The sequence below is a fragment of the Candidatus Moraniibacteriota bacterium genome, assembly GCA_016699875.1.
Lineage (GTDB): Bacteria > Patescibacteriota > Minisyncoccia > Moranbacterales > UBA1568.
Window position 1 is genome coordinate 445,449 of record CP064989.1, and the last position, 25,195, is coordinate 470,643.

A 25,195-nucleotide genomic window follows, 5' to 3' on the forward strand; every position below is an offset into this window, starting at 1 on the left:
CAAAAAAAGTATAAACTGTCTTCTAAAAATTTGTCAATCTTTACACTGCCGAGACTCTGTGCAATAGTGGCAATGGGTAGCCTTCAGAACAGAGGTTCGACAAATTGAGTCCCCCTTGGTTTCCAGGGAAAAAGAACGATTTTTTTCCGACACTATCAATTCTTGGGATTCAGACACTCCTCTCGCATTGAGGGCTTTTCCCGTTCTGCCAACTCCAAACAAAAAATCGCCTTCGAAGGCGATTTTTATTTCTCCGTTAAGCACTTTCTTGTGTATTACTCAACGCCGCGTTCGTATTGTACTTGGGATTTGGATATCTCTACGAGGCGATGCGGTTTCTTGATGGCGAAGTAGCGGATCGGTTTGCCGAGCGATTCGGCAACGCAGATCTCTTTGGCAACGCCCTCCGATACCGGTCCAAACACCCAGAGTTCATTGGAACGCGCCACAAGCACATTGTTCGCCTCGATCATGAACTTCCGATCTACCGTGTCGAGTAGAAAATAATCATAGAGTGTGAAGACCGTGAGCGGTATCCGTTTTGCCTCCAAGATATACCGCGTGATAAACATCCGGTAGCAAAACGACCGCTTCGACATCGCCGCAAACACCACCGGGATATCCGCTCGAAACTTCGGCTTTGCACTACTTTTTCGTTTCCCGGTTTCAGCCATAACAATCGTACTATCGGAAAATCAGAACACCACAACCAATCCGGAACCTATCCGGTCACAAGTCCTATCTTCTCTCGCACATCGAGCATCTTTCGTTCGGCGATTGCACGCGCCCGCTCCGCGCCACTATGAAGGATTCGAAGCGTATCATCATCGGAAAGAGCGCGAAACTTCTCCTGGAAGCCGGCAAGGAATTCCGCCACAACATCCGCAAGATCTCGCTTGAAATCCGCATACCCCTTCCCCGCATATCGCGCGACCACTTCATCCGTCGAGACACCGCCGAGAAGCGAGTATATATTGATAAGATTTTTGAGCGCCGGCTTATCGTCCGCATAAAGTATTTCCGCCCCGGAGTCCGTCACCGCTTTCATGATTTTCTTTTTCGCCGCTTCCGGATCATCCATCAGCGCAATGTAATTGTATTCCGAGCTCGCCGACTTCGACATCTTCTTCGCCGGATTGTCGAGACCCATAATCAAAGCGCCCTGCTTCGAAAGCTTTCCCTCGGGGACAATGAATGTTTCGCCAAAGCGCCCATTAAATCGTTCAGCAATATCGCGCGCCAACTCAACATGTTGCATCTGATCCTTCCCAACGGGAACCACTGCTGTGTCATACAAGAGTATATCCGCCGCCATCAGTGTTGGGTATGTGAAAAGCCCCACTCCGGAACTCGACGATTCTCCTTTTTGTGATTTGTCTTTATATTGCGTCATTCGCTCCAATTCCCCCATACGCGCAATCGTATTCAGAATCCACCCGAGTTCCGTGTGTTCGCGAACATGCGACTGTACAAATAGAGTTGACCGATTTGGATCGATACCGGCGGCGATATATATTTTCGCGATCTCTATCGTACGTCGGCGAAGCTCTTCGGGATTTTGCGGCACGGTAATCGCATGAAGATCAACCACGCAAAAAATCGCATCATATGCTTCCTGAAGCTCGACCCACTGCTTGATCGCACCCAGATAATTCCCGATATGCAGATTCCCCGACGGCTGAATACCTGAGAAAATTCGTTGTTTTTCCATAAAATCCCGCTCATTAGAAAGACGCTTCCAGCATACTGTTTCCGCAAAGAATAGGCAAATTTCACAGCTAGAACTGCCACGCATTGCGATGGTATTTCATCCATTTCTCCGTGCGAAACCACCACGACTCTTGCGTCCTCGAAAGCACGATCAGCATCTGAACCGACTCAGCGGATATGTCTTGCGAGAGAAAATTATGAGCTTGCACCGAGAGCTGTGTCGTGCCACCGAAAGAAGAAGGCACTCGAAGTTCGAAATACCCTTCGTTGTTTGTAGTTGCTGAAAAATCAGTGCCAGCGGAAACTGTCGCGCCCGCAATCGGCGAACCAAGCTCGTCACGCACAACACCATAGAATACCTGTGGGGAGAAAAATTCCGCAAGCGTCGCGACAGCTGCACGAGGCGCGCCATTCTCGCTCCACAATGCTGTCGAACTCCCCGTCTGCGTCCAGTAATTCATACCGAAAATGCGAGGTGTCCGAGCAAATCGAAGCATAACTTCTCGAAGCCAGGAGGACTGTTCTGCTTCCGTCATCTCTCCGTTAATATCCGGAATCGGAGCGCCGAATTCACCAAAGAGCAACCGCCCACCGCTTTGAGAGATAAAGTTTTCAGCATCCGAAGCCAACATATCCGGCGTCTTCACATAGTGGTCGACCGTGACCATACCGCCAAGCACTGCCGTCGTCTCCCTGTCCATCACCAACCGTGCGATGTCGCCATTCATAGAAAAGAAATTGGAATCAACATGCCTGCCGATTCGCTCGAAGCCCGATTTCGTCGCAGCATATTCATCTATCAGGAATTTTCGATAACCGTCGATATCGCCGTTCAATCGCGGGTCTCCCGGACCGCCATTCTCGCATTCCGGACAAGCAGAAAACGCATCGCCATCTTGGAATATATCCGGATGCCGACGAATAAACGCGATGGTTTTTGCAAGATGCTCCGCGCGCGATATTTTCTGATAGCCGAACCACTCCTCCCACCCCGAGAAATTCCCGCGAAACCATACGGCAAGATGATACTTCCGCGCAGCAGAAACCCAGCGCTTGAGATACGGAACAAACTCTTCGTCATACGGAGTTGCAATCGCCACATGTGTCGCTCCGATGTCGGCAATGCTCCGCACTTCCCGATCGATCACCGCATCATAAGAATCGTCATGCAGCTTTTCACGCGCCAGATCCCGCGAATGCTTCATCGTATCGACCGACTGGAATGCCCACCACTTCGGATCCGGCTTCGGGTAAATCGTCACCGTCGGTTCGCTCGATGCCAGGAAGACAAATGAAAGGACTCCGATAATAATCAGGGAGAGAGTGGGAAAGAGAAATATAAGAAATCGTTTCATGCATTCACCATACCATGACCAAGAAAAGATCGGGAGACGTTAACGGGGATCATTCACATCGGTAATTACGCCGGAAAGATATTCCGGCTTCAGTTCGTACACATCCGCAAACGGATAGTGATCAACCAATCGGTATCCTTCCAGAAAACCGACATTGTCCTTAAGAAGCCTCCAGGTCGAGTCACTATCAGAATTACTGCGCACTACGATCCACCTTGCCCAGTTATCCGGATCCTGAATAGCGCTCTCGTAATACGATCCTGTTCCCTCGTGAATAAATCGACCCATAGGCAAACCCGAGGAGAAAATAACCGAATCATGCGAAGCGGCGGAAATGAGAATATACCCCTTTTGCTGTCCGGCATTGTCGCGAAGCCATGCTGCAACTTCCGTCACATTCTTCTGGCTCGCCCCGGTTCGTCCATCGTCAATCGTCACCGCATCCTGACTCGAAAACTGAAAGAACAGCACAAAGAGAAGCGTCCCAATCAAGACCGGTCGAACCGGCACCGCCCGATGAACAAGATAGCCGACAAAAACCGCGACCGAAGCCATCATGAGAATTCCATAGCGCACATTGAACCACGTATCGCCAGAAAGCCCTTGAATAAACAATACGGAATGGCCCAAGTAGAGGGCGAGAATATTGAAGAGAAGCGGCGCAAAGAGCGCAAGCGATGCAAACCGAGCACGAGAATCTATCTTCCGATCGAAAAAGAAAATGCACGCTCCAATCGCCCCAAGCAACAACACAAACGTATCTGTATTGTACGCCAAGGCGTAAAAGTACATCTTTACCGAAAGAAACCAGCTCCCTTTGGTAAGCAACACGCCCGCCGCCGCCAAATCATCTTGCTGCGCATGCGCCGAATAGGGACCGAACGCAAAATAGAGCGGATCGCCGAAAATAAGGAGGTTCCACAAGAGCCAGAGAAACACCCCGAACCCGGCAAGCGTTGCAAAGAGCACGAATGTCCCCTCAGCTTTCCGATATCCGCCCGACTTCCACGCAGAGACAAATAGCATGAGAGATGCGAAGAAGAAAAGAAACCATCCATCATACCGAATCAGCGTCGAAAACATGACAAACAAGGCGGAGAGCAAAAGAAACGGAAGTCTCCTGCGCGTATACCACAAGAGCAGAAAATACGATGCTGCCATGGTAGTGCCAATCAGTGCGAGTTCAGTCATCGCTGTCGACTGGAGATACAGTATGTTCAAATTCGCCGCAAAGACAATGACGCCCACATACCGTCCCAAAAGTCCCACGCCAACCTCACGCAAAAAGAGAAAGAGCAGAACACCTGTAGCCACATAGGCAATCATTGACCAGAGTGCGCCGGCAAGTCCGGAGTGCCACATGAAATCATTCCAAATCGTGAGCGCCATGAGAAGGTGCGTAAATGGTAGCCACACGCTCCCCAACTGCGCAAACCCCGGACGAAGCCCCTCTACTACACGCCGACCGATATCGAGATGCGAGCGAGCATCGTTATAGGCGAGTCCCAAACCATTGTGGTAGTACTGCGCAAATGCCCACACGGAAACAGCCGAGAGCATACTTACCACAATCGCTGTCCCATGTCTATCAAAAAAAAGCCGAAGCGATTCCACGCGCTCTCTGGACACGGAGAAAATCGAGAATGTTTTGTTCAAAGAGTATTTCATAGACGCTTTTTCTCAAGAAGACTCTCCCGAACCAGTCCGACAAATAACAGCCCGGATCCGAACACGAGCAGAACTACTATCCCCCAATAATATTGCTCGGCACTCACATATCGATGTACCCACGCCCGATAAAGAAACGACTTCGAACCGCTCTCGCGCAAATAATCCCAATTCCGCTCAGCGGTATATTTCTCAACCCTTCCGGACAACGCCTCTATCGAGAGCACCTCGTGCTCCGGAGGATTCGCATTTGAGGTAATCGCCCCAAGCGTATTCACCGACATCGAATATGCCAAAACAACAAAGAATGCTCCCAGAAAAAAGAAGTTCTTGCGCCACTCGGTAAGTGCGATACCAATGCCAATACCAAGAACCGCATAACTCGGGATAAGATATCGCGATCCGAACGCCCACCCACCCCACGGGTCACCCCACATTGAGTAAAGCAGAAGATTAATCATGACTGTTGCAATCAGAACATTTGCTACGCCGTATTTATCCTGCCTTCGAGCGAGAAACACCAAACCAAAGACGCCAAACAATATGACCGGTGCATAGAAGATCACCCCGCGATCTGAACTCACAAGATGTGTCAACAGTCCCTGTAAAAGATCCCGGGTTTTGAAGAATCCAACCGCAGATTTCGCCTCATTTCCGTTAACACCATCAATAGATGCCGCTTCCAAATCGCGAGATATAGCCTGTCCATCTGCTGAAAGCTCTGTCACGGCTGGCAACGTTCCCGAAAGCTTCAACGCACCGCCATTCACTGTCGAGTTATACCACAAGAACCCCGCCAGCGGCACCACAAGCACAAGGAGACTCGCAACAAGAACCGGGCGAAACATAACCCGAATCTTTTCCCCAATAGAAACAAACATAATCCTGGAAACTGCAAACACACCAATAGGTGCCAAGAGAAAGAAATTCGGATTATCGACACTCACAGACAATGACACGCAAAACCATATAGCAACAAGCGACCGCCACCCGCTCGAGCGAAGAAGCAAAAGAAGCGAAACAAGCAATAGAAAAACTGTTATATGATGCTGGTAGAGTGTCGTCCCGTACGCAAACGCTGGTGTCCCGAAAAGAAAAGCGAGCGATCCGAGCGAAGCTGCCAGCGGACGCGCACCAAGCCGAAGCGCAATCGATCGCACCAGCCAAGCATTCAATAGCGCAAACAAAGCAATCATTGAAAACGCCCCGACTTGCGAAGCACCAAGCCACTTCCCTAAAAGATATCCCGGAGCAACCAAAAGAGACACCGTCGGCGCAAAAAGCGACGCATATCGACCGTCGGGAGTCAATCCCAAGTCCGGCGTTACAGATCGCGCCACCGGAAGAGAAAAGAAGAACGAGTGATCTTCAATCACCGAGTAAAGCAACGCGAATCGTCCGCGTTCGGGAGAGAGCTCGAGTGGTCCACCTTTCCGCCACTCAGCAGTATTCAAATCGCCCGATGTTGGGTTCCCGGGCAACCCACGCAAAGAGAGAGCGAAAATAATCACCGAGAAGAGAATAAAGCCACCCACTATGACTAGATTATTTCCCCGAACTAATGAGAGAATTCTTTTCATACAAGAGAACATGATTTATCGACACTGCAAAAGAATTCGTTCATAAAATTTTTCAACCAAGCGAGCAAGGTCATCCCAAGAATGTCCGACAGTAAAAGCAATATTTCGCTTGCGAATCGCCTCTACATCGGCATTCCCCTTATTCTCTACAAGGAAACCAATTCTATCGGCAACGCTATTCGCATCCTGCACTGGAACAACATATCCATTAACACCGTCCTTAATAAGCTCCTCAAGCGCTGTGTCTTTAGCAACAATACAGATACAACCCTGACTCATAGATTCATGCACCGCGTTGCAATAACTCTCCCATGATGCCATGTGTGTATTTGCAAGAGAATGTCGAAGTAAATAATACTTATCAATTCCATCTACCACACCAAGAAATCGGACCCGATCAACAACACCGAGTCTTTGTATCTCTTCATCAAGAAGCCGTTTGTAATCGGGATCGGTCACAGGACCAACAATAGCAAATATAACTCCCGAAACTTTTGCTACAGCTCGAATAGTCGTAAGTTGATTTTTTATAGGATGGACGCGCCCAACCTGCACAACATATGTCCCCAAGTCACGAACAAGTGAACGAACAGATTCACTTGCCAACCCCTCAATATCCGAATAAACTTCTCGTTCAATCCCATTCGGGATTGTCTCTATAATTTCACGACGGACGCCACTCTTCACTGTTTCCTCACTCTCCCATTCGGAAACAGATCGAAGTCCGTCCACGGCGTGGTTTATTAGAAAAGTACCGATATATTTTTGATATAAACGCTTCATTACTCTCTGAAACGGAGTAAATGTCCACCAACCAGGAGTATAGCCTCCGTGAGGAATAAGAAAGATGGCGCGACGCATTCGAGAGAATCTTCTCAAAAAAAGTACCTTCACAAGAATCCAACTATGCGGAAATACATTGAAGTTGTGAAGACAAATAGAACCGGGACGATTCCAGTCTATTTCGGGAACAAACCCATACCACCGCCATTTGTATCTTCGTATGGAGAGGCCACGAATTTCGCCTTTGGGAGGGAGTATTTCTGAGGAATTTGGAACACTCGTTGAAGTATGAATGACTACTTCCCATCCCTGCTGAGCAAGATAAGAATAAATATTCAATATATTTGTCTCAATCCCGGCAACAACGGGATAGAAGAACTTTACAACAACATCGAGTCGCTTTTCTTCCGGTGAGAGCTTCTGAGATTCTGTGTTCATACGAGAGATATTGAGAAAAATTATAGTTTCCTTGCGCGAATACAGACCACTATAGGATACCGTTCATCAACTACAGCCAGTTCTTTCTCGGACAACTCTTCTGCGGCAAGCCCCACCCAAAACGCCTGTCCGGAAAGCACATTCCCGAGCGTTGAGATTTCAAGAGACTGTTTATCAAAGTATTTTCCAAATACATATCGTGCCGATGCCTTGGTAAATCTCCAGAAAGCCGATTCGGGATCCGCAGCCACACCAAGAGAAGACACTGTTGCAATAAGCATGCCGCCCGGCTTCAATACGCGTGAACATTCTCGAATAGCCGCCTCGAAATCATCGATAACACCAAAGGTATGTGTTGCAATCATCGTATCAAACGTGTTGCTTGCAACAGATCGCATATCCCGAAGATCGGCATAAATGGTCGCATGCGGATTCTTTGCGTCGATATCAACAACATGGCTTTCCGTAACAGAAGCGCCACCAAACCGCTTCGTATACGCGTCATCCGTCACCTCAAGACACTTCCCCTGAATACTTGATCGAACGTTCTCCAGAAAACTCTCTATATAGAACCGATCAATCGGCGTGCCACGATCATAACCGAATTTCGAGCTGATTGGCTTCAATCGACGCTTGGGAACAGAAAAAAGAAAATAACTCGACCTCGGAAATATCGTCCGCATAATAAACGCGCGAATAGGACTTGCAAATCTGATAAGACTGTCTCGAGTATTCATAATCTGTTTCTACAAAAATCTTCCGATAATTTTCTTGGCCGCTTTCCGAAAAAGAATAGCCGCATCGGTATGAATCGCTGAAAATTCGCTCAACGAATGTGTCCGATCAACGCCAATTCTCGGAACGGTCAACGGGTCTGTCTTTCGAGAGAGAAATCCGTCGTCCATAGAAAGCGCAAGTGTATATCCAGCCTCAAGAACTAATCGACGTGCTGCCTCAGTATATCGACCCCTCGGATAGGCAAAGTATCGAACAGGGACTCCCAATCGTTTCTCAAGCGACGTCTTCGCTTCGACCGTTTCTTGTCGCAGACGAGATTCCGGCATTGCCCAGAAATCGCCATGTGTCGCGCTATGGCATCCGATTTCCCACCCCAATCCATGAAGCTTCCGGATTTCCGAATCCGAAAGAAACTCGCGGTTCGTTCCCAATTCATCGCCATCGGACCGGCTCGTATCGGAGAGCACAAAGAACGCCGGGCGAATGCCTTTCTCATGCAGAAAGTTTTTCACGGTCAAAATGTCCCGATATCCATCATCAAATGTCAAAACGAACGATGGGCGCTTGATCGCACGCGAACCACGAAGGAATTCTTCTGCTTCCGATAATGTAATCGGGCTATACTTGCTCAAAAGCAACTCTATTTGATCCCGAAATACATTCGGATCGACGCTGAATCGCCAGTTGTCCTGCGAAATACTGTGGTAAGAGAAAATGATCACCTTATCTGATCGGCGAGGAAGCAACCGATCAAAATATCGGAGGCAATTGTAGAAACATCGACGCACCAGACAAAATACATTTTTCATAAAAGAAAAATCACGCAAAAGAAATCCTCATCGCACTTTCTTTGAACTCGAAGCAGCAGTCCATACTTCCTTTTTGACATTCGATTCCGAAGGAAACAGCGCGATGCATATCATAACGCAGATGTATGCCGCAATCGAAAATGGACGCTTCATAAACGATATGAAGAGATGCTTCGCAAGTAATGCCTTTGGATATCGATACTCAGCAAAAACATTTCCACTGCCGAATTCATCACGGAACATATCCTGCGAGCATAGGAATCTCCGACTCTGCTTTTTGTGATCACGAAACGTTTCAGGAACCCGTATGGCGATCGCCGTATCAAGAAGAGACACGTATCGAAAACCGAACTTCTTCACAAACAGATACGAGTAAGCATCTTCGCCAATGCTTCCTTTGAAACGAAAAGTCTCGAGAAGCTTCCGGGAGAATGCTCGGGCTGCGCCGTGACACTGGTAAATATTTTTCCCACCGCGCCACTCTGAAAACATCGCTCGTTTCAAATCATGTCCGGCAACAACAGCACATCCAAATACACTTCTCGGCGGAAGAGCCTGAAGTTCCGGAGAGACCAGATCCGCTCCGCCCTTAACGCACCGAATCATCGACTCGAATACCATGTCGCCCAACAAAGCAATATCCGCATCGAGAAGTATGACAGCATCAGAATCCTTTGATATATCCAATATCTCATTTGATCGCACAGATTTCCCTCGTCGTTCGCCATCGTCAAATACGAGAACACCCGAAGAATCATAGCGCCGAGCAATAACCGCCGTTTCATCCGAACTCCCGTCAGAGACAACTACGATTCTCCCGAGGACAAACGACTCGCATCGTTGTTTTAAGATATCCTCAAGCAGAAACGATATATTCGCCGCTTCGTTATAGGCCGCTATTCCGACAGTAACTGTGAATTTCTTCATAGAATTCGACTCTCGTCCCGAGAAAACACCACATCAAACATGCGAGCGCTCGACAGATTCCAATCAAAACCCTCCGCCCATTTCCTGGCACCGATATTCATACTCGATCTCAGTTCACGGTCGCGGATAAGCAAAAGCATCTTCTCTGCGAAAGCATCAGTATCTCCGTACGGAACCAGAAAACCCGAGTGAGGATTCTTCACGGAGTCGCGAAGACCCGGAACATCGGAGGCAATAACTGGCGTTCCGCACGCATTTGCTTCAATCGCGACAATTCCCCAACCTTCCATCATGGATGGATTCACCAGCATCCACGAATTCTGCAGGAGTTTTTTCTTCTCCTCTTCGGAAACGCGCCCAAGGAACTCCACACGATCCGTTCCCAATCGCAACGTCTCAAATGCCAACCGTTTGAGATTTGTCTCATCGTCACCATCCCCGGCAATAAGAAGCTTCGCCTCCGGGCGCTCGGCGATGACAGATCGAAAAGCCTGCAAAAGCACGTTGACCGATTTGTAAGCCTTGAGCCGTCCAAGGTAGAGAATTGTCGGCCTATCAGCCTTCTGATCTGCCGGAACAAAATCTTCAAGATGCACGCCTGGGTGAACAATGCTGATCCCCGCCTTTCCGATACCCAAGAGCTCCATTTCGCGCTGACTCGAAAGGGATACGGTAATAAAGGGAACGCGAGAATATACCATTGGCATCAGCGTCTTCTCCAAGAAACTTGCAAAGAGCGCAAGTGGTTTCGGAAGAAACTGAAAAAACACTTCTTGATGCACATGATGCAGCAGACATACAACCGGCTCTCTTACATAGAGTGGCGTAAAAAACGGAACACCGTTTTCACAATCGATCACCACATCAAACTTTCCTCGAAATCTTGCGAAGTAGTAGATAGCCGCCCACACATATACTAAGTAGAAGCCGCCGCGCCGAACAATCCGGATGCCATGTCGAATCTCATGGCGAGACTGATGCCCATCATTCCCGCAAAACATCGTCACTGCGTGCCCGTCAGATATCCAGCGTTTCGCAATTTCTTCGACATACACCTCAGCACCGCCTCCATAGGCGTGTTTCGTATCACGCCAATTGAAGATAAGCACACGCTTTCCACTGGCAGGATTCACTTCTTCCGGAAATTTTCCCCGAAATGCATCCAGAAAGTCCCTCGCGGCACGCCCGACAAATCGGAATGACGGCTCGGTAATGTGGAGAATGCTGAGCAAAATCCAACCAAACAGACTTGAAAGAAAGACACTGTCGACAATATGATCAAGCGATCCATGAAAGAGAACAATGCCAACCGCCTCCGCTATAGACATAAGAAGAGTGGCAAACACAAACACATATCTCTTCCGAGCCAAGTGATAGGTGACGATAATAGTTGAAAGCGTAAAGAACGCGATAGCAACAGCATATATCGGGAGAAAGGGCAAGACGGCCGATATTTTCTCGCCAAAGAGAAATTTCGAGAACACTCCGTCAAAAAATCCCAGGAGCAAAACACTCCCGGCAACAACAATTGAAGAAAGCCCGTAGATAATCCAGAATACTTTCTTCGTTCCCTTCCCGAGCCCGCGATTCCTCCCCACAAATGTCACCATGAACATATTCGGCATGGTGCCGAGAAAGAAAATCACTTTGCCGACCAGCGAGAGAAGCGCATACTCCCCGGCACCGCGTTCAGACATGAAGTGCTTTGCCAGAAGCACATCCACTGTGGTAAACATCGCCGTCGAAACCGTTACTAAGATCGCCGCGGAAAAGAACTCTATCGGAAAAGATCGCGACTGCGGGTCGCGAATCAAAGATCTTCCCGCACCGGGAATGAGGAAAAAAGATAAGAATGCGGCAAAGACCACACTTGCCGGTATAGAAAGATATGCATATTCACTTGAACCAAAGAATACAAATCCTAAAGCAAAAACTAACTTACTCCCAGCTTCGATAAGAGAGAGAATCGCCGCAGCTCGAAAACGAAGAGATCCCTGCAGATATCCGAAATTCCCGAATGCCAGAAGTCCGCCTGCGAGAAGCGGCGTAAAAGAAAGCAGAAGCAATGCGTCAGCAACGTGAAAAAACCGAGAAAGTGCCGGAACAGCAAAAAGCCAGAGTGCGGTCACAAAGACAGAAGCGATCAAGCCTATCCGCATGACAGACGCCCAAAAAGTAAGCGCTTCCTTTTCTCCACTTCTCGCAGAGAGATAAGAAACCTCACGATTGATCGTGGTAGCGAATGGACTGATGAAAACCAATGCAAGATACCAGAGCGTATTCAAAAGTGCAACCATTCCAAGCACCTCAAACGACAACACTCGCCCCAGAAACGCATTGAATGCAAAATTCAAAATATTGGAAAGAAAGGTGGCCACCACAAAGAGCCCCTCCGCAGAAATCGCGAATGCGATCAGTATCTTTGAGTACGCACCGGAGGAAATCCCCCGCGATATACGATCAATAAATTGAGACTTCGCAGAAATCCCAGGAACAAACCAAGAGAAACGATTCTGAATTCCCAGGACACGCTTGTTCCAAGGTGATACGCTCGCGCTTATTGGCAACACGCTGCCCGGCAGATTAGCAGCATCTTCCGGAGAAGCTTTTTTCGAAACCGCATCGACTGGCTTCTTCTTTCGCTTCAAGAGATGAAGTCCGTGCGTCGTCTTCTCCCAATAGTGCGGCTTCACAAAGAGCTGATATGCCGCCATAACCGCCGCCACCGATACCAAGAGCCAATAGAATGGAATCAAGAATACCCACTTCATCAGTTCCCATTTTTCCCGTTTTGCGCAACCGATCATGTAGTAGTACATCGCCAGGAAATTCCCGAAGATAAGCGAGACTATCGCCATATAGAAGATTGCCGGAGGATAGAGTGCCTCGATGGTCGGACCAACTATTGATCTCAGAGAAAAATACAGAATCGTCTGAAGCCACAAGATCGGGTTAATAAGCATGAACGCGATTTTCCCGCCGACAATAAACTGGAAAAGCAGCGCGTGAATGCCATTGTCTCGGAAAAATTTCAGCGGATGCCGCATGTGGACCAAATACGTCTGCATGTATCCCTTAATCCACCGCGATCGCTGGCGAATCCAGTTCCCGACTTTGCTGTTCGCCTCTTCAAGCGTTACCGAGTCGATAATGGATGTCCGATGTCCGCGCGTGAAAATCCGCGCTCCCAAATCGCAGTCTTCCGTCACATTGAAGGGGTCCCATCCTTCAAGCGAGAGAAGATCTTCCCGCCGGAAATGATTGCTCGTCCCTCCGAGCGGGATGGACGTCGCGACCGACTGCAAGCCCGGAAGCGTCACATCGAACCACAGCGAGTATTCCGCCGTGAAAAGCCGGGTCAGAATATTCTGATCGGAGTTGAAATAGTTGAGCTTCGCCTGAAGACACCACACATCGCGCGAGAGGGTTTGAAAACCGAGATACGCTTTCTTGAGCTGGAGCGGATCAGGAATATCTTCCGCATCGTAGATCACAACATACTCGCCGCGCGTCATCGAAAGACCGTAATTGCACGCTTTCGGCTTCGTCTTCGGTTCGGAGTGCGGCACCACCACTACGCGCACGAAAGACGGGAGATTCATATCCGTCGCCGCTTGTATCGTTTCCTGGTCGTTTTCTTCGAGAAGAAGCAGCGCTTCGAGTTTCTCTTTCGGCCAGTCGATTTTCCCAATCGCCTCGAGGAATCCGGGAAGAATATGCGCCTCGCGATAGAGCGGACAAAGTATGGAATACATCGGGAGATCCTCATCGCGCAGCGCGGCGAGTTCTTTGTCCGAAAAAGAAACTTCCGGTGGCCGTTTAAGACTCCGCACCACGAAGAAAGCATTGAACAACACATCGAAGAAATAGATGCTTGTCAGCACCGCTGTCGCCGCAACCAGTGTCGACATCGGACGAACAAAGATGCCGACCAAAAGCGCGAGCACAATGCCGGCGAGAACTATTCGCTGCCACGGCATAAACGTGTGAAGTGCCGAGGCATGATGCGGCAGTGTCGAGTGCGTCACGAACCGCTTGCGCCGATGGGCAACGCCCGCGCCAATCATGCCGGATACCTTCCCGGCGCCAGCTCCCTCCGGATGGATGTGAAGCGGCTGCCGTTCCCGGAAACGCAGCTTCAGAGCATTCCACCCGATTTCTCGAATCGCCTTCCAGAAAACAATTTTCGATTCTCCCGACTTCCGCTCCGCAAACACGATAGAATGTCCGCCTATTTCATAGCCGTAATTCCGCGCCGTCAGCAAAAACTCGAGATCGAATGTCCATGGATCCGGAGTAATCTTCACTTCGCGAGCGATACGCGCACGAAACACCTTCATGCCGGACTGCACATCAACATCCAGACCGTGCAAAAATTTTGAAAAGACCAGCGCGAATCCTCGACTCAAAATCTTTCGCAATGCGCTTGTCTCTCGCTCGATCCGATTGGCAACGACGATGTCGGCTCCACCTTGCAACTTCGCATACATCTCGGGAAGCGCCTCGGGCGGATACTGCAGATCGGCATCAATCATGGCGATCGTTTCGAAACGCACGTAGTCGAATCCTTCAAGGATAGAATGTGCCTTCCCTCGATGGCCTTTCTTGAGATAAAAAGAAGCGGGGTACGATAGCGAAAGTTTTTCAACTTCCGACCGTGTCCCGTCCGTCGAATGATCATCGATGAAAATCACCTCGTACTCGATGTCCGCCGAGCGGAAAGACGCATCAAGACGGCGGACCAAGTCCGCCACATTGCCCTCCTCATTCAATGTCGGCACCAAAACCGAGATTCGCTCCCGCAGCATGAACTTCACTCGTGGACAACCGTTTCAATACCAAAGAAATTCCCGAAAGACAGCCCTCTCAGTTTTTGTCTTTTCTGTATTTCCAACTGAAACGCGACGCAGCGTGCCCGAATATATGGATGAACTCTGATGATATACTCTCGACTCCATGAGTGTCAATGTTGACGCGAATCGACTATTGGGATATGATCGCACCCTAAACAATTCCGTCCCTGAAAATTCCAGTAACTTCCCAGCTCAAAAAAGGAGCGCGTCATGCCCTCGCCTGGCAGTCATCCGCCAGCAAAAAGATCACTTCTCAAACAAACACACCCTGCCGAGACAAATCGTTTCGGCAGTATTTTTTTATCGAATATCGCGGAAACTTTTCGTGAACGGCCGCTTAAAAAAGAGCACCCACAAATGGTTCACGGTATACACGGATGCAGCACGAAACACGCCCTCGCGATTCAATCGGCGTCCCGATGTCCGCATCGGAAGAGAAAAGGTGAATCGAACACGCCCCTCCTTCTGAATACGGCGTGCAATATCCGTATCCTCTCCAAAAAAAGTGATAGTAACATCAAACCCGCCTATTTTTTCCAGAGCTGACCGTCTCAACACAAAGTTTCCACCTTGAATCAGCGCGCCCGATCGAAGCACGTGATGATTGAATAAATGAAAGAGAAAACCCGCCGAATAGTAGAGCCGTATGAAGAAATTCGTCACCGGCGAAATATCATAATAAATGTATGGGCCGCTCAATGCCACTAAATTATTCTTCCTTGCAAACTCAGCCAAGACCCGATCAATCCACCCCTTCGGTATCAGAGAGTCCGCGTCGATATTGGCGATAAGAGCGCCTCTCGACGCGAGGAATCCGGCCTGTCGTGCTCGAGAGAGACCCTTTTGCCATTCGTCTACGACGACAACTCCGGGAAACCAAAGCGCAATCTCCCGCGTTCGATCCGTACTCGCGTTGTTCACCACGATCACTTCGATACTCCGGCGACTCTCACTCACTCTCTGCAAGACCGTCCGAAGCGTTGTCTCAAGAAATTTCTCCTCATTGTATGCGGGAATGACAATACTGAGAACCGGCTCACCTGTCTCGGACACTTCTCCCAGAATCGTTCGGAATATTCGCTCCCATTCATTCGCAACCGCCGATGCGGAAAACTCGCGCACAAAGTTTCTCCCGTTCTCACCAAGCCGCATCATCTCTTCCGGATAAGAAAAAAGATAGACCATTCTCTCCGCAAGACCAGCCGTATCGCCGGGAGCAACAATAAACCCGGCATTCTTTGGTACGTATTCCGGCAACCCATACGCATCCGCGGCAATCACCGGCAATCCCGAAGCAAACGCATGCATCATGCTAAGGCACTGCGTCTCCGCTGTACTCATCACCGTAAAAATATCCGCCGCCCGATACACGTCGGAAAATTCCTCGCACTCCAAATAACCCAGAAAATGCACGCTTTCCTCTATGCCAAGCTTCTTTGCCAATTGTCGAAGCGACGGCTCGGCAGAGCCATGACCGGTAATGGCACACGAGATATCCGGAATCGATTTCTTAGCAATCGCCATCGCTCGAAGCACGACATCGATATTCTTTTCCTGCGCAAGCCGACCCGTGTAAAGAAGCGCATGTTCGGACAATCCGAATTTTTTCTTCAGTGCGACCTTTTCATCCGGAGAACCGCTTGAAGAAAAATCCGAAAGCTCCAACGGATTGGAAAGCACGCGCGACTTCGAGCGAAAACCAAACGATTCCATTTCAGAGAGAAGCGCGCGGCACGGCGCACTTACGAAGACACAGTGCCGATAATACCAGTTCACATATTTCATCCCGGCGTTCTCGAGTCGCTTCCATCGGACCGGCGCATACTTGAGAAATTCGAGAAGCGGCGTGTGATTCGTTCCGACAATCATCTTTTTGAGAAGCTTCGATAGAAGAAGCGCTTCGAGTCCGGCGCCGAAGAAGAGCTGCGTATATATAATATCCGGATCAAATCTTTTGATATGCCGATAACTCGAAAGTATCGGGAGTACGAGCCGCCCCTGCTTGGTCGGAGCCGCTTTGTACGGAAGTGAGAACAGTCGAAAAATTTCGATATTCTCGCCGAGATCCAATTCGCGAAACGGCAATTTCGAAACAGCAAAATCGCGCCGCGAGTACCGCGGGACATAAAAAACGATTTTGTGTCCGCGTGCCGCGAGCTCCCTCGCGAGAGAGATAATGGAATCGGATATCCCGCTCATCTCCGGATAGAAGTTGTCCGAAAATATCGCGATTTTCATAGTGTTCACCTCAAGAATCAGTCCCGCTCCCCGCGAGCAAACCAACGCGCAAGAACATATTGGAGAAGCGTATAGACGAATAATACCAAAGAAAACCTGACTGAGGCATCAGGAGAAATCGGCGGAATATCGATTTCAAAGAATCGCAAAACCAACGGGACATGAAGAGCTATCGGAAGCAATATCGCCTCGAAGAGCGCGAGCAGTACCAAATCTCTCATCTCCGAAGGCGCGAGCTTTCCCCGGAAAACCCTCGGGACAAAGAGGAAGAAAATAAATCCCAAAATAAGCGAAGCCAGAACGATGAGGAAATTCGACGGCGAATTTTTCAGCTGTTCGCCACTCAGAGCAAAGATAAATCCCAGAGCAACCGCCTGCAGCAATGACGACGAGACTACGAAAGGAAGTACTTTTCTCAAGAAATTTCCCGCATGCGCAGCAACTGCTTTCCCTGCCGGACGGATCGTCCAGTATGAGATAAGAATACTCGGGAAGCCGATAGTAAAATAATTGATAAGCGTCATATTGAGCGGCGTGAGCGGAAAGGCGTAGCCCAAAATACTGACCCACACGAAGAGAAAAAATCCCGTAAATGAAAAACTGAAAAAGATGCTTGCAAAAATCTCCGCGTTTTTGATAATGCTGTCCGCCAATTCCACGCCGCCCGGAAGCGCCGTGAAACTATTGTTTGTCAACACAATCGAAGCAACCTGACGTGTCGCCGGAGCACCTTCAAACATCGCGATACCGAGATCCGATTTCTTGAGCGCCAAAGCATCGTTCGCGCCGTCGCCCACCATCGCCGTAAATCCATCGTCTTTCAACGCTTCAACAATCCGCTCTTTCTGCTCGGGAAATATTCGCGCAAAAATAGTCGTATTCCGCACGCGATCTCCGAATTCTTCCTCTGTCCACTGATCGATATCCGCACCCGAGACCACGCTGTCGGTTTCAAGAACACCTGCCGACCGAGCAATGGCCCGTACCGTCTCCGCATGATCGCCCGAGAGGATGCGAATACGCACTCCACGCTTCTGAAAGAACTCGATTGCTTCACGGATGCCCGGACGAAGCCGGCTCGAGAGAACGAAAACGCCGAGCAGAGAAAGTTTCGACTGCGCGATATCCTGAGGAATACCCATACCATCCGAAAGGGCGATACAAAGAAGCCGATTCCCCTCACGAGCTTCCCGAGACAGGATGTCCTGCAGCCACGATTGTTCCGATGCGGCAATGAGCTGCGGGATCATTACTTCGGCAGCTCCCACCACGAGCACCATCGTATCTCCCGATACATCCCTAAATGACACTGCACCAAACCGACGCCACGAAGAGAAAGGCAGTCCATCAATTTTAACCCCCTTGAAAGAGTCATTGGTAAGAAGCTTCCGTACAGCAAGAGCGGTCTGAGATGTGTCATTTGTCCCATCAAGATATGCCGTCATGTATTCGAACGACTTCGCCTCCGGCGCACCGTCAACAGACAAAAACCGCTCCGCCGTGAGCCCGTTCTCACAAAGCGTTCCCGTCTTGTCCAGGCAGAGATTCTTGATACGCCCGAGTTTCTCCGTCGCATTCACTTCCTGCAGAAGCACGTGCCGGCGAAAAAGATGCGCCGCTCCATAAGCGAAGAGAAGCGTCATGCCGAATGCCAACCCCTGCGCCACGATCACGCTCGCGAGCGCGCCGACATGCTTCACGATATTCACATTCGACTCATGTGCCATGACACCGCGAAGAACCGCAAAAGCAATGACAACGACCAGTACATACCCGGAATATCGGATCACCATATTGACCGACTTCTGTATCGGACTCTCGGCAACCGATGATCGCTGCACTCCCTCCGTCATACGCGCAATGCGACTCTCGGCAAACACCGTCTCCGCCCGCATCAGACCGGCACCGGAGGTAATAATGCTTCCCGCAAGCACCCGCTCCCCCGCTCCGCGCGGCAACGATGTCGACTCGCCCGTAATAAGCCCCTCATTCAGCTCAAGTGATTCCGACGATACCAATACGCCGTCACACGGTATCTGATCGCCCAAGCCGAGACGAAGCATATCTCCCTTCCGAACATCTTCCGTAAGAACGGATTCCTCGACACCGTCGCGAATACGATTCACATGCGGCGCCGTCAAAAGCTGGAGCTTTTCAAGCGCGCGCCACGCACGAATATCCTGTCCGAGACCAAGCAGCATATTGATCACGGTCACCAGCCCCAAGAACAATCCTGCCTGCCGATCACCAAATACAAAGAGAAGCGCCACGACTGTCAGGATAACGCCGTTTGTCAAAAGGAATACATTCCTCGATACGATATACCACAAATCCCGAATTTTTTTCACGCGCGGTGTCAGCATAAGCACTGCTTTTTATAATCTTGTCGCAAAGATTTTTTGGTATTGCTAACTTCAGAGAGATCTTAGTTTTCTGTCATTCCCGTGAAGACGGGAATCCCGGTTCCACAAACCAAAAGTTACAAAAAACGAGAGCGACTCGCAGAGAGATTTTCGTTTCAGGTATGAGTAGGCATACTCGCTCCTTCGTGTATTTCCTGAACCTGTCCGCATCGCTTGTGCGAAGCACTACGGGCAGGCGTGCCAACTGTGAAAATCTTAACACGCAACGATCGTATGCTCTACTCTTTACAGAGCTCCTCAAACAGCCTTCGATCTTCATCGGTCAGTACCGGTTTCTGCTCGCCAACGGACGGATACATAATGGACGTACTCTCCGCCGCATGTCCAATGCCAAGCGCGTGCCCCATCTCATGCGCCAGAATAAGCACCAAGTCGTCGTGATCGTAGAACTGGAACACGTCGATATTCGCGCCGGAAGCATCTTTGGTATAGAGTCCGGTTGTAAATTCCTCGCGCGCGCCGGACACCTGGTTATACGTATCAACGGTCAAGTTGAGCGCGCTTGCCATGCGATTGAGACTCCCCGCCGCCGTATTCACCTGCCCGGAAAGCACATTGAGCGCAGCATATTCCTTCGCGAGCGCCGACTTCTCATCATTCAATCGCTTGCGTTCGTCATCGATATCAGATGCCTCCTTCTTGAGATCCTTCCGCTCATCTTCCAATTCCTCATACTCGTCGGGAGGTGCACCGCCTTCGGCATTCCACTGCGCAACCAATCGCTCATACGATGCCAGTCGATCTTGATATTTCTCGACACGCCGTTCATAGTCGCGGAGCTTCTTCTCATACGAAGACACGTGTCCGTCATAGGCGAATTTCTTCCCATCAAACTCTTTGCGGAGTGCATTATACTCGGAACGCAGCGACTCATAGGCGGATTTCCGGCTCTCGATATCCGATGATGTTTCTTTGAGAGAATCTGTTTCCGCCTGCCGATCATCAAAGACAAGATTGATCGGGATCGCATCGGTATCGGTGCTTTCCATAAGAAGGTCTCGACCGGTCCCCGATTCCCATATCGCCTCGGCCTCATGAATCGCCTTCAAAAACTCCGCTTCCGAGAGATGGAAATTCGGATCAATAGTCCCCACCCGATACTCAAGCGGAAACCGACACGAATCATCAAGTGCCGGAATCACTTTGGAGAGCACTGCCCGAGAAGAAGACACTGTTGGCATCTTCCCCGTCTTCAGAGCAAATACGACTGCAAATGAAGACGCCAAGACAACTAAGGAAAGAAGAACAGCTCGAATCGTTCGAAAGAAGAATGCCATACGAAAAACACCTCACTCAAATGGAAATCCCTTAGCGGAGTCAAAAGTATGCGGACCAACCACAATCAGCTCTTGTTGTCCCGCCTATTAAAACCATGCTACCATACCGGTACTATGAATAAAATATCCAAGAAATTGCGCATCGGCTGGTTCACCTTCACCTGCTGCGAAGACAGTACCGTCATCTTCACCGAGATCATGAACGATCACTTCGAGACCTGGCGCAAAGTGCTTGATATCCGCCATGCGCGCGTCCTCCAGACCAAGAACGTGCTCGACGAACTCGACGTCGCCTTCGTCGAGGGTGCGATCAATTCCGCCGAGCAAGAAGAAAAACTCAAAGAAATCCGCGCCAAGTCCAAGAAGCTCGTCGCGATCGGTGCCTGCGCCTGTACCGGCATGCCAAGCGCGCAAAGAAACGCCTTCCCTCCCGAACTCAAAGACAAGATTCAGTTTCTCCTCGACCGCTTCAACCAAGGCGAAAAGGTAAAGAAACTCGACGAAGTCGTCACCGTCGACGAACGCGTCCAGGGCTGTCCCATGACCGAATCCGCCTTCCTCGCCGTCGTCAACAAAATGCTCACCGAATTCGACATCATCCCTCAGGCAGAGACGGAAGCAAAAGATCAGGCATGAGGATCCGGCAGAGGCAACACATTCCATGCCCAATTTCTTTGCAGGAAAGAATTCATTTCAAATTTCCCAACTTCCTGTCGTCAGTTGTTCATTGTAAGTTGTGAGTTAATCCTATGCATCAAATATCCGAACTCAGCCAATTCTCAATCGAAGAGCTTACCAAAGTGGAAGGCGCTGCCGGACTCAATGTGTTTATCGAAAATGGAAAGGTGCAAAAAGTGGAATTCGCCATCAAAGAATTCAAGCGTTTCTACACGCACGCCATGGAAGGCAAACCGATCGCAGCGATTCCTCAGCTCCTTGCGCGCATCTGCGGTACCTGTTCGAACGCACACCTCGTCGCAAGCATCGAAGCCGTCGAGAAGACGCTCGGCATTGTTCCGAGCGAGCAGACCATGCTTCTGCGCACCCTTACCTATCATGGACTCATCATTCGCGATCATGCGCTCCACCTCTACCTCTTCTGTCTTCCCGACTTCTTCGGCAAAGACTCGCTCTTGGGATTTGATGATGACGACCCCATACAACACCAGCTCCTCCATGACGCCTTCGCCGTGAAAGCCGCCGGCAACCACCTCGCAATCGCCGTCGCCGGGCGAAGCGTCCATGCGCCCCTCCCCATGCCCGGCGGCTTCGGAAAAACTCCCGATACGAAGTCCATCACTGAAGTCATCATCGAACTGGAAAACATTCGCCCGGCAGTGCTCCGCCTCATCAAAGTCTTTACCGACGATCCGTCATCACTCGTCCGAAAAAGCAACTACGCCGCCCTCCGCAACAGCAAATTTTCCTACCTCGAAGGCGACCTCTGGGATATGAAAGGATTCGTCGTTGACGAGGCGGGCTATCGCGACCATCTAGAGCACGTTGTCCTGCCATACTCCCAAGCTTCCGCCTACACGTTCGACGGCGAAACCTACCGCGTCGGCGCGATCGCTCGACTCAACATCAATAGCTCCGGCCTCCACCCACGCACCAAACACGACGCCGCAGAGGCGATCGCACTGTTCCCTTCCAACAATATCTTTCACAACAATCTCGCCCAGGCGATCGAAATCCTCCACTCCGTCGACGAAGCGATTGATCTCCTCAAACAGAAAACCTTCCAGCCCGAACCGCCACAGAAAATCGTCCCGAAAGCCGGCATCGGCGTAGGACTTGTCGAGGCGCCCCGTGGCGCGCTCTACCACAAGCTCGAAGTAAACGACAAAGGCATCGTCGAGCGCGGCGAGGTCGTCGTCCCGACCGGTCAAAACCAGATCGCCATCGAACTCGACCTCATCCAATTCATCAATGAGCACATGGACATGGAGGAGTCCGCCATAAAACTCGAGTGCGAAAAAATAATCCGCGCCTACGACCCCTGCATGTCCTGCGGCGCCCACTTCCTCGAACTCAAAATGAGCACCAACGGCTCGAGGCTCAAAAAGGTAATTTCAAAGAAACAAGCCGCCAAAAGTGACCCACAAAAACATCTCCCACATCATCACTAGAAGGCATTCTCAACCGAGAAAGAAAAACGCCCGCTAAAAAAGCTGGCGTTTTATCGTTTGCACTATACTATTACAATTCAGTAGGTTTTCTTGAAAACTTTATCGAAGCGGAAATAGCATCCTCTCCCATTCGCTTCTTCCGGGAAGAACACCGAGAGGTGCCATAATTGCCAGTCCACCGAAATAGCAGACTATCAGTGAAAGCGAGAAAAAACCTCTCCATGGAAATTTGTTCCAGTCAGAATCAGACAGAAGAAAAAGAGCAAAGTAGAAGAAAAGAACAAACAACATTATACAGAGACATACAAACCAAACCCACCCGTAGAAAGTAGGTGGCAAGTCTCCCTGGCTAGATCGCCATCCTTTCAATTCAAGACAACGCTTCTCGACCCCGCGAGAAAAGAACCGCCCTTCCGCCATGCAAACAAGTGAAGTAATAAAAGTGACAAAAGGCGAGAATGAAGTCCATGCTATCTTAAATACGGACGCTTGAAACGCAGAGAATCCCGCGAAAAACAGTATGGAATAAACCTAGAAAATTCTATTTGGAGTAAATACTCGCTTCAAGACAGACTGTAAACGAACCATTTCTATCACCTCTCATCTTAGCACTGTCGCCAGCTCCCGAATGACATCCGGAAGCGCCTGTTCCTCACTCATACTTTCCGGCACGCCGAGGATATTCGGTTCAAAGGACGGATCGAGCTTCTTCGCGAGGAGAAGCAATGTCGAGAGATCGTAGTCGTGTGCCGTCATCCCGGCATTGCGGGATCGGGCAATGTCATCGACTGAGAGCCACGATACTTTCTCAAGTCCTCGAACCGTGTCGAGGATAACCCACTTTCCCCGCTTCGGCAAGTCTATTTCATTGGGGTCTTCAATAACAAAACGTGCGTGCGGAAATCGTATCCGAAGATTCGGAACCAATTGCACCGGCACGCTATCCGAAGAAAGATCCGGATTGCCAAAAACCGATACCGAAAACGCCTCGTTATTTCTTTCGCTCATAGGCATTGGCAAAGGCGATGCTCTTCAATGTATATGCACGCAATCGAGCGACGGTTTGCTCCGAAAGCGTCTCGCACGGCACGCCCCAGTGAATCGACACCCATGCGCCGGGCGCGAGCAAATCGATATCGATATCCGCGGAAAGATCGCGCACCAGCCGGCGAGAAACAGGGTGGCCAAGAAAAAACGCTCCGCGCTCATCGCGAACAAGCGGCTCCGTAACGACATCGATAAACGGCCCGGAAACGGCAGCAACCTTCCCCCAGCTCACGATGCACTCGGCAACCGCCGTCCAGTCACCATCATGAAGCAACTCGTGATTTGTCTCACGCCACACATTGAGCACATGAAATGAGTGGTGTGGAAAACCGCCTCGCACCACCTTTTGCCCGATCGTGTCGAATCGCTCCCGCCCCGTCTTTTTCTTCACCTCGAGCGCATCGAGCAATCCCAAATATTTTCTCGGTGAAAATGCGTCGAGCAAACGATTACCGATCCAATATGCCTCGACCACCTTGTCATCAAACGGATCACGAATACCGTTCCCCTCCGCGATATGTGAGAGATACGGATAAAGATTTTGAAATCGCTCAAGGATAGCCGAAAGTCGCGGATCGCTCTCGCCCGCGTCCAAATATTCCTTCATCGTTTTGTTCGCGTCGGGCCCGCAGTAGTGCAGCCGATTCGGCCCGAATGCATACCGGCTGCATCGAAACACTCCATCCATATCTTTCCACTCTACGCGAACCCCAAAAAAAGCGCAAAAAACACGCCTAACCAGAAACCAGTTAGGCGCATGCCGAATGCTAGAGTCAGACTGACGCAACGATGCGACTCACCAGAGCACGGATATCTGCACGGCATTCACCTATCCTCTTAAGGATGTTCCCCTCACCCAAGAAGAAACAACCAAGAATCTCCCTATTACACTCCATGGCCAGTGCATTTATCTTGAATTCCAGCAAAATGAAGTCTGTCCGAGTAAAAGGTATCCTCCCATCCAAACACGCATAATGATTGCCATCATCAACAAGTTCTTCAAGAGAACTCAGGGTATTTACGACAAAACTATGTAATCCTCCCAACGCCAGCAAAGTAGCAGCCGCAGGATCTCGCTTGAAACTTATAGAGGAAGATACATCTAAAGGAAAAAGGGTGCCGCGGGAAGCCGGAGTCATGACATTCTCTCCTTTCTTTTGGTTGATGTTAAGAAACGTAAAACAAACTCAATTCGTGGATATTATACATCGAAATATACG

General features: G+C 49.9%; 18 protein-coding genes. 2 read left to right on the plus strand and 16 right to left on the minus strand.

The annotated features are described in order from the left end of the window. Window positions 1-275 precede the first annotated feature (275 nt). The 13 genes from IPK84_02255 to IPK84_02315 all read right to left on the minus strand — a co-directional run bounded on the left by IPK84_02255 (window position 276) and on the right by IPK84_02315 (window position 20,799). Entirely contained in the window at window positions 276-674 is a 399-nt protein-coding gene (locus tag IPK84_02255; GenBank protein ID QQS16152.1) for a hypothetical protein, read from the minus strand. A 47-nt stretch (window positions 675-721) separates the two neighbouring features. Beyond that, entirely contained in the window at window positions 722-1,711 is a 990-nt protein-coding gene (trpS, locus tag IPK84_02260) for a tryptophan--tRNA ligase (GenBank protein ID QQS16153.1), read from the minus strand. A 67-nt stretch (window positions 1,712-1,778) separates the two neighbouring features. After that, window positions 1,779-3,065 (minus strand): carboxypeptidase regulatory-like domain-containing protein, encoded by a 1,287-nt coding sequence (locus IPK84_02265; protein ID QQS16154.1) that lies wholly within the window; start codon window positions 3,063-3,065, stop codon window positions 1,779-1,781. A 39-nt stretch (window positions 3,066-3,104) separates the two neighbouring features. Beyond that, a complete protein-coding gene (locus tag IPK84_02270) occupies window positions 3,105-4,733 on the minus strand; it encodes a hypothetical protein (protein ID QQS16155.1) in 1,629 nt (542 codons plus the stop codon). Further along, entirely contained in the window at window positions 4,730-6,313 is a 1,584-nt protein-coding gene (locus tag IPK84_02275) for a hypothetical protein (protein ID QQS16156.1), read from the minus strand. Before IPK84_02275 ends, IPK84_02270 begins: the two co-directional genes overlap by 4 nt. Before the next feature lie 15 nt (window positions 6,314-6,328). Continuing rightward, window positions 6,329-7,534, minus strand: coding sequence for a glycosyltransferase family 4 protein (locus IPK84_02280; GenBank protein QQS16157.1), 1,206 nt, complete (start codon window positions 7,532-7,534; stop codon window positions 6,329-6,331). A 20-nt stretch (window positions 7,535-7,554) separates the two neighbouring features. After that, the gene (locus tag IPK84_02285) at window positions 7,555-8,271 is read right to left on the minus strand and encodes a methyltransferase domain-containing protein (protein ID QQS16158.1); all 717 of its coding nucleotides are present in this window, start codon (window positions 8,269-8,271) and stop codon (window positions 7,555-7,557) included. A 9-nt stretch (window positions 8,272-8,280) separates the two neighbouring features. Further along, a complete protein-coding gene (locus tag IPK84_02290; GenBank protein ID QQS16159.1) occupies window positions 8,281-9,081 on the minus strand; it encodes a polysaccharide deacetylase family protein in 801 nt (266 codons plus the stop codon). A 27-nt stretch (window positions 9,082-9,108) separates the two neighbouring features. Continuing rightward, entirely contained in the window at window positions 9,109-10,008 is a 900-nt protein-coding gene (locus IPK84_02295; protein QQS16160.1) for a glycosyltransferase, read from the minus strand. Beyond that, the gene (locus tag IPK84_02300) at window positions 10,005-14,816 is read right to left on the minus strand and encodes a glycosyltransferase (protein QQS16161.1); all 4,812 of its coding nucleotides are present in this window, start codon (window positions 14,814-14,816) and stop codon (window positions 10,005-10,007) included. Before IPK84_02300 ends, IPK84_02295 begins: the two co-directional genes overlap by 4 nt. A 345-nt stretch (window positions 14,817-15,161) precedes the next feature. Then, window positions 15,162-17,099, minus strand: a complete 1,938-nt coding sequence (locus IPK84_02305; GenBank protein ID QQS16162.1) for a glycosyltransferase — start codon at window positions 17,097-17,099, stop codon at window positions 15,162-15,164. Window positions 17,100-17,116: 17 nt separating this feature from the next. Continuing rightward, on the minus strand, window positions 17,117-19,462 hold the full coding sequence (locus IPK84_02310) for an HAD-IC family P-type ATPase (GenBank protein QQS16163.1): 2,346 nt from the start codon (window positions 19,460-19,462) through the stop codon (window positions 17,117-17,119). 278 nt (window positions 19,463-19,740) lie between these two features. Beyond that, window positions 19,741-20,799, minus strand: a complete 1,059-nt coding sequence (locus IPK84_02315; protein ID QQS16164.1) for a matrixin family metalloprotease — start codon at window positions 20,797-20,799, stop codon at window positions 19,741-19,743. Between the two features lie 114 nt (window positions 20,800-20,913). On the opposite strand from IPK84_02315, the gene IPK84_02320 reads away from it, so the two are divergent. Continuing rightward, window positions 20,914-21,435, plus strand: coding sequence for a hypothetical protein (locus IPK84_02320; protein ID QQS16165.1), 522 nt, complete (start codon window positions 20,914-20,916; stop codon window positions 21,433-21,435). A 113-nt stretch (window positions 21,436-21,548) separates the two neighbouring features. Then, the gene (locus tag IPK84_02325; GenBank protein ID QQS16166.1) at window positions 21,549-22,928 is read left to right on the plus strand and encodes a nickel-dependent hydrogenase large subunit; all 1,380 of its coding nucleotides are present in this window, start codon (window positions 21,549-21,551) and stop codon (window positions 22,926-22,928) included. 600 nt (window positions 22,929-23,528) lie between these two features. Here the strand turns inward: IPK84_02325 and IPK84_02330 are convergent. The 3 genes from IPK84_02330 to IPK84_02340 all read right to left on the minus strand — a co-directional run bounded on the left by IPK84_02330 (window position 23,529) and on the right by IPK84_02340 (window position 25,114). After that, complete coding sequence (locus IPK84_02330; GenBank protein QQS16167.1) at window positions 23,529-23,936, minus strand: hypothetical protein; 408 nt, start codon at window positions 23,934-23,936, stop codon at window positions 23,529-23,531. Then, entirely contained in the window at window positions 23,920-24,663 is a 744-nt protein-coding gene (locus IPK84_02335) for a hypothetical protein (protein ID QQS16168.1), read from the minus strand. Before IPK84_02335 ends, IPK84_02330 begins: the two co-directional genes overlap by 17 nt. Before the next feature lie 85 nt (window positions 24,664-24,748). Beyond that, window positions 24,749-25,114, minus strand: a complete 366-nt coding sequence (locus tag IPK84_02340) for a hypothetical protein (protein ID QQS16169.1) — start codon at window positions 25,112-25,114, stop codon at window positions 24,749-24,751. Window positions 25,115-25,195 lie beyond the last annotated feature (81 nt).